The following is a 5,591-nucleotide window of genomic DNA, read 5'->3' as shown; positions in this document are numbered from 1 at the left end:
ACCTAAGATCTGTTGAGATTCAGGTCAGGCCGAGTCGAAAACGGTGATTACCGGAGCGGAAACTTTTGGCTACGTGAGCACCGGAAGCGCAGGAAGGCGCCGTTTGCAGACCGGCCTTACCTGAATATCAAAAGATCTTAGCGCAGCATCGGCCACAGCGTCGCCGCCAGCAGCACACCCATGGCGATGTTGAACCATTTCAGCCGCACCGGATCCGACAGGAACCCACGCAGCGCCGTGCCGAAGCCCGCCCACACCGAGACGCTCGGCAGGTTGACGACGGTGAAGGCGACCGAGATCAGCACCACCGACAGGAACGGGTGCTCCGCATTAGCATAGACGGCCATGGCGGTGATCGCCATCACCCAGGCCTTGGGATTGACCCACTGGAATGCGGCCGCATCGATGAAGCGCATCGGTCGCGCTTCCGTCTCGCCCTTGCTGCTCAGCGAACGCGACATGGCGATCTTCCAGGCGAGATAGAGCAGATAGACGCCGCCGGCGATCTTCAATCCGGTGTGCAGCACCGGAAACGCCGTCAGCACCGCGCCGAGCCCGAAGCCGACGGCAAGCAGCAGCACCAGAAATCCGATGCTGATGCCGAGCATGTGCGGAACGGTCCTGACGATGCCGAAATTGACGCCGGAAGCCAGCAGCATGAGGTTGTTCGGCCCCGGCGTGATCGAGGTGACGAAGGCGTAGACCAGGAGCGCAAGGAACGTCTCGAGCGGCATGACGTCCTCCCAGACAAGTCATCGCGTCGAATAGGTCAGTATAATTGTCCTTTTATACCGGGCGCGCAAAGGCCACCCTGGAGCATCAACCGGGCCAGACGGTCAGGACGGAAATGACGACCTGCCGGCGCTTCGGCGCCGGCCTCCTACATGCCCTGCGGGCCGCGGTTCATCGCCGCCACGCCGGTGCGGCAGATCTCTACCAGGCCGAGCGGCTTCATGATCGCGATGAACTGGTCGAGCTTGGAGCCCTTGCCGGTGATCTCGAAGATGAAATGCTCGGTGTTGGCGTCGATGACGCTGGCGCGGAAGGCGTCAGCCAGTCTCAGCGCCTCGACGCGGCTGTCGCCGGTGCCGGCGACCTTGACCAGGGCCAGTTCCCGTTCCAGCGGCCGCTCCTGGCCAAGCTCGTGCGAGCGTACGGTGAGGTCGACCACGCGGTGCACCGGCACGATGCGCTCGAGCTGGTGCTTGATCTGCTCCAGCACATGCGGCGTGCCGCGCGTCACGATGGTGATGCGCGACAGGTGCTTCTCGTGCTCGGTTTCCGAGACGGTCAGGCTCTCGATGTTGTAGCCGCGGCCGGAGAACAGGCCGATGACCCGGGCAAGCACGCCCGGCTCGTTGTCGACCAGCACGGAGAGGGTGTGGTTCTCCGGCTTTTCCGTTTCCTTGGCGATGAAATAGGCGGAGCCGGTCGGTTGGAGCTGTGCGTTCATGGGGTGAATCTCGATTTCAACTCTTGGGTCTAATTCTCTGTTTGCGCACGGCTTCCTTCGACCAGCCCTGCCTTGGCTCGTCGCCTACACCAGTTCCCTGCCTTTGGCGTCGATGGCATTGGCCACCGCCTCGTCGGTCGCCTCGTCGGGGAGCAGCATCTCGTTATGCGCCTTGCCCGACGGGATCATCGGGAAGCAGTTGGCCAAAGTCGCCACGCGGCAGTCGAACAGCACCGGCTTCTTCACCGCGATCATTTCCTTGATCGCGTCGTCGAGCTCGTCCGGGTTGTCGCAGCGTATGCCGTGGCCGCCATAGGCTTCGGCCAGCTTGACGAAGTCCGGCATCGCCTCGGTGTAGGAATGTGACAGCCGGTTGCCGTGCAGCAGCTGCTGCCACTGCCTGACCATGCCCATATACTGGTTGTTGAGGATGAAGATCTTGATCGGCGCTTCGTACTGCACCGCCGTGCTCATCTCCTGCATCGTCATCTGCACCGAGGCATCACCGGCGATGTCGATGACCAGCGCCTTGGGATGCGCGATCTGCACGCCGAGTGCTGCCGGCAGTCCATAGCCCATCGTGCCCAGCCCGCCCGACGTCATCCAGCGGTTCGGCTTCTCGAAATGATAGTGCTGCGCCGCCCACATCTGGTGCTGGCCGACCTCGGTGGTGATGTAGGTGTCCATGTCCTTGGTCAGCGCATACAGCCGCTGGATGGCGTATTGCGGCATGATCACATCGGCGTTCGGCTTATAGGCCAGCGAGTCTCGCGCCCGCCATTTGGCGATCTGCTCCCACCACGGGTAGAGCGCCTTCTTGTCGGCCTTGGCGGTCGCCCGCCACAGCCGCACCAGATCCTCCAGCACCCGGCCGACATCACCGAGGATTGGCACGTCGGTATGGACGTTCTTGTTGATCGACGACGGATCGATGTCGATGTGGATCTTCTTCGAGTTTGGCGAGAACGCGTTGAGCCGCCCGGTGATGCGGTCGTCGAAACGGGCGCCGATGCAGATCATCACGTCGCAATCGTGCATGGCCATGTTGGCCTCGTAGGTGCCGTGCATGCCGAGCATGCCCACCCAGTTCTTGCCGGAAGCCGGATAGGCGCCGAGCCCCATCAGCGTCGAGGTGATCGGGAAGCCGGTGAGATCGACCAGTTCGCGCAGCAGATGGCTCGCCTCCGGACCGGAATTGATGACGCCGCCTCCCGAATAGATGATCGGCTTCTTTGCGCTGGCCATCAGCTCGACCGCTGCCTTGACCTTCTCCAGGTCGCCCTGGACCTTCGGCTGGTAGCTGGTGCGCGGCGCCGTCTGCGGCGGCACATAGGTGCCCTTGGCGAACTGCACGTCCTTCGGAATGTCGACCACCACCGGGCCAGGGCGCCCGGTGGTCGCGACATGGAAGGCTTCGTGGATCGTGGCCGCGAGCTCGTTGACGTCCTTCACCAGCCAGTTGTGCTTGGTGCAGGGGCGCGTGATGCCGACCGTGTCGCATTCCTGGAAAGCGTCGGAACCGATCAGCGAGGTCGGCACCTGACCGGTCAGACAGACCAGCGGAATGGAATCCATCAACGCGTCCTGGAGCGGCGTCACCGCGTTGGTGGCGCCGGGGCCGGACGTCACCAGCAGCACGCCGGCCTTGCCGGTCGAGCGCGCGTAGCCTTCCGCCGCATGGCCGGCGCCCTGCTCGTGCCTGACCAGAATATGCTCGACCTCGTCCTGTTGGAAAATTTCATCGTAGATCGGGAGAACCGCGCCGCCCGGATAGCCGAAGACATGCTTGACGCCATTGTCCTTCAGCGCCTGCACCACCATTTCGGCGCCCGTCATTTCGCGCCGCTCGTTCCGCTCGTTGCTCATCGGTCCTGATCCCGTACTGTCGCCATTTGGGCGTTGCTGGTCGTTTAGTCGTGTTTCGGGCAATAAAAAAGGCCCCCGAGGGAGCCTGTGTGATGCGCATGGGAGGTTTTCGCCCGGCGGTTACACCGCCTTGCCCACGCGCAGTCCTACGAGAATGAGTGCCGTTTTCATGGTGGCGGACAGTAGAGGCGGGAAAGCCGGCCTGTCAACCGGGAAAAAGCTCCCCCCTCGCTACCATTCGCGCGCCGTCCCAACCGGCTTCAGCGAGGCGGCTAGCAATGCGCGACACGCGGATCGCATTTGGCTCCCATCCTCGCCTGCACCAAGGTCGGGCGATGCGGCTCGGCCTTCGCCGGGCCATGATGCGATGCGCGCATCGCCAGCATCTGCTGGTGGTTGAGCCTCCTGCGCGGCGCATGCTTGCCGTCGGATGTCTCGTCGATCTCCACCTGCCCGGCGCCGGCGATCACCCTCTTGTGCTTTCGGTCGGCGGCGTTCGGTTCCCCTTCGACGATCGCCGCGGCGGGCCGGATCGTCCTGACGCCCGCGGGCTTCTTCGGCCCATGGCCGGCGGCATCGGGCATGCCCGCGATCGCCGGCGCAGCACCTTGCGCCGGCAAGGAAGCGTTGCCGGCCAGCATCTTCACCGCCTCGCCGTTTGACGGATCAAGCCGGGCTTCGGAGAAGTCGCCCTTGCGCGGCGGGACGATCTTCGCCGCCTTGATCGACGTCACGACCGCCCTGGGAAGCTCAGGCAGGCGCGGCCCGGCATTGATCGCGACGACGTGGTTGCCGAGCCGCACACGCGGAGCGTTGTTGACGATCACAGTCTGGTTGATGATCGTCGTGTTGCGGATGATGGTTACGTTTTCGCGCACCGGCCGCACGACGCTGACGAGATCGGCCGCGCCGATTGCTACCACCGGCGCGAAGCACCACCAGCCCTCGTCGACCGCGACATCGGCAATACGCGGCGGCGCCGGTGCCCAGCCGATGTCGTCGCTGCCCTGGCGCCACACCACCCAGGCCGGCGCCCATTTGTAGCCGGCGATCCAGACCCAGCCGAGTTCGGGATCGTATGCCCAGCGCCCGTAGTGGAAGACGATGCCGCCGAACGGCTCAGCCGACTCCCAGTACCAGCCCTCGTCGGTCCACACCCATCTGCCTTCCGTATAGGGCCGCCATTCAGGCCGGACGGAGGGAACCCACACCTCGCCGAACCGGCTGGAAGTCCGCCATCCGCCGTAAGTCGCGAGCCGCTCGCGGACGGTCACGGAGACCACGGCCGCGTGGGCGGCCTGGTAGGACGGCGCCGCCAACGGGGATGCGATGGTCGCGCCCAAAGCCAAGGTGACCGCGACAGCCGCTGCCAGCCCGCGCCGGGCGAATGGATGGATCGAGGACAATTGCATGACGCGCTCCCGGTTCCTTGCATCGCCATCGGCCCCCGCGCTCGTTGTCTTGAGCCGCCATGGCCGCAATGCGGCAAAAACCGATCACGATTGCGCGACCATCGAGACATGACGGCGTTGGTGAGACCTGCGCGGCGCAACGGCCGCGCAGGCCTTCCGTTCAGGCGCGGAGCACCACGCCCCTCGCCTTGGCCCAGCGCTCGACGATCTTGCGCTCCTCCGCCGCGGCGAGACGGTTGCCGAACCCGCGCACCTGGACAGCGCGGTTTTGCGGGTCGAGCTCGATCGTCAGCAAGCGCTCGATCTTGCCGAGCGCCTTGCGCCGCAGCACCCAGATCGAGGCGTTGCCGGCGATGCACTTGGCCGCATACAGCGAGACGCAGTGATGCATCGCGCGGCTCTCGGCGACCAGGTCCTCGGCCGTCCTCAGCTGGCGAACGAAGAACCGCTCGCCATGCGCCTTCGCCTCCTTGGCGGACGGCTCCCAGTCCCAGTCCTCGAGCCGCGAGCCGTCCCACGCAGGGCCTTGCGCCTGCTGCCCTTTCCCGGCGGCGCGGCGGCGCAGCGCCTCGATGCGCTCGATCGCGGCGATGTCGCGGTGCCATTCCACCATCTGCCTGCGCAGCGAGACAAGCGTGCGCCCCTTCAGGCTGTAGGCTCGATCGCGCCGGTGCATGGCGCCGAGATAGTCGCACAGGTCGTCGATCTCCTCCCGCGAGGTGGGATGTCCGCAGAAGAATCGCGCCACCCCGCGCCAGAAGGCAATCTCGCCGCGTGGCGTGCGCGCGATCTTCGTCCGGGCGAGCCGCGTGGCCAGGCCGGGATCGTCCGTGCAGGACCGGGCGATCGCCAACCAGAAT

At 65.2% G+C, this 5,591-nt stretch carries 5 protein-coding genes; all 5 read right to left on the bottom strand.

The window, feature by feature from the left end; translation table 11 throughout:
* Window positions 1–137: 137 nt before the first annotated feature.
* Complete coding sequence (locus EN781_RS24140; RefSeq protein ID WP_126053972.1) at window positions 138–734, bottom strand: LysE family translocator; 597 nt, start codon at window positions 732–734, stop codon at window positions 138–140.
* A gap of 146 nt (window positions 735–880) precedes the next feature.
* Window positions 881–1,453: an acetolactate synthase small subunit gene (gene ilvN / locus EN781_RS24135; protein ID WP_006204962.1), complete on the bottom strand. Its 573-nt coding sequence runs from the start codon at window positions 1,451–1,453 to the stop codon at window positions 881–883.
* 84 nt (window positions 1,454–1,537) lie between these two features.
* Window positions 1,538–3,319, bottom strand: a complete 1,782-nt coding sequence (locus EN781_RS24130) for an acetolactate synthase 3 large subunit (protein ID WP_126053971.1) — start codon at window positions 3,317–3,319, stop codon at window positions 1,538–1,540.
* A 272-nt stretch (window positions 3,320–3,591) separates the two neighbouring features.
* The gene (locus EN781_RS24125) at window positions 3,592–4,731 is read right to left on the bottom strand and encodes a DUF6600 domain-containing protein (RefSeq protein ID WP_126053970.1); all 1,140 of its coding nucleotides are present in this window, start codon (window positions 4,729–4,731) and stop codon (window positions 3,592–3,594) included.
* 160 nt (window positions 4,732–4,891) lie between these two features.
* The coding region (locus EN781_RS24120) for a PcfJ domain-containing protein (protein ID WP_189347790.1) at window positions 4,892–5,591 on the bottom strand (700 nt) is incomplete at its 5' end.

The sequence above is a fragment of the Mesorhizobium sp. M4A.F.Ca.ET.090.04.2.1 genome (assembly GCF_003999085.1).
GTDB lineage: Bacteria > Pseudomonadota > Alphaproteobacteria > Rhizobiales > Rhizobiaceae > Mesorhizobium.
Note: the sequence above shows the minus strand (reverse complement) of the source record. Positions and strands in the feature narration are given on the sequence as shown.

Coding starts and splice junctions, on each gene's coding strand:
- ilvN (WP_006204962.1), bottom strand. CDS start 1,453: ATGAACGCACAGCTCCAACCGACCGGCTCCGCCTATTTCATCGCCAAG.
- EN781_RS24140 (WP_126053972.1), bottom strand. CDS start 734: ATGCCGCTCGAGACGTTCCTTGCGCTCCTGGTCTACGCCTTCGTCACC.
- EN781_RS24125 (WP_126053970.1), bottom strand. CDS start 4,731: ATGCAATTGTCCTCGATCCATCCATTCGCCCGGCGCGGGCTGGCAGCG.
- EN781_RS24130 (WP_126053971.1), bottom strand. CDS start 3,319: ATGAGCAACGAGCGGAACGAGCGGCGCGAAATGACGGGCGCCGAAATG.